The organism is Vibrio sp. Vb0304, assembly GCF_033338995.1.
Classification (GTDB): Bacteria; Pseudomonadota; Gammaproteobacteria; order Enterobacterales; family Vibrionaceae; genus Vibrio; species Vibrio alginolyticus.
Genome location: NZ_JAWOTT010000402.1, coordinates 1 through 1,003, shown reverse-complemented (window position 1 = coordinate 1,003; position 1,003 = coordinate 1). Strand labels below are relative to the sequence as shown.

Genomic DNA, 1,003 nt, shown 5'->3' with positions numbered 1-1,003 from the left:
ATCGGCTTATCCGCAGTAATCGTTACCCCTGTCGCGCTCGCGTACTGAAACAGATTCGACTCATCCTGCGCACCGACGCTGGTTAATGTTAGATCCGACAACGCCACTAGGCGTCCACCCAGCGACTGAGTGTTATCAAGGTAGGTAATGTGCAGTTTCCCATCATCTGGCTGCGGCGCGCCGCCACCTTGCGCTAACACAGTACTGAATGGCGCGATGTTGGCAACGACGAAGCTGTGCACCTCCATCTCCTGACTCTCCCATCCTTGTTCACTCGCCGCCTGCCCTTCGAGGGTTACTTGCAGAGTTTGCACCTCTTCGGAAATAACAGCGTTAAAAAAGCCCGTTAAATACGCCAGTTGCCCAAAAGCATTTTTCTCTTCACGATGCGCGTGTTCAATCATCTTCTGTTCCAAGCCAATACCCAGCACCAACAGAATCAAACGCTGATTACATTCTGCGGTGTCTATGCGTTGGCAATGACCTTCGAGAATGGCTTCACACGCTTTTTCCACCGGTGCTAACTTCACGCCGATGCCATACAGCACGTGGCACAGCGCATTCGCCGTGCCCAACGGTATAATGCCGAGCTTGATGTCCGTGCCGACCAATTGGCTCGCCACTTCAGTCACCGTGCCATCGCCACCAGAGACAATCACCTGATTCACACCACTTTGTTTAGCTTGCAGTGCGAGGCTTTCTGCACTGGTGGTTTCGTCTGTTTGGCGAATGCTGAGACGATATTTTTTGGTCAACTCACGAATCACATGTTGTTCGTATTGCAGCCATTTCCCACCGCCCGCGACAGGGTTCACCACCATCCAGGTCGGCTCATCGAGTGTTAGCACGCCTTTCTCACTGATCGCGCGCAGAGTTTTGATCTGCAAATTATTGAGCCTTGCAGTACTGCGCACGCGGTTGATTTTCTGCATCACCGATTCCACCGAGAGCGACGGATCTTTACTCAGTAAATAAGCCGCCACCACAAACCCAGAACGGCCAC

1 protein-coding gene is annotated in these 1,003 nt (G+C 52.6%); it reads right to left on the bottom strand.

Annotated elements, in window-relative coordinates; translation table 11 throughout:
- Window positions 1–1,003: diacylglycerol kinase family protein (locus R7P35_RS26545; RefSeq protein WP_318093481.1), on the bottom strand; the 1,003-nt coding region annotated here is incomplete at both ends.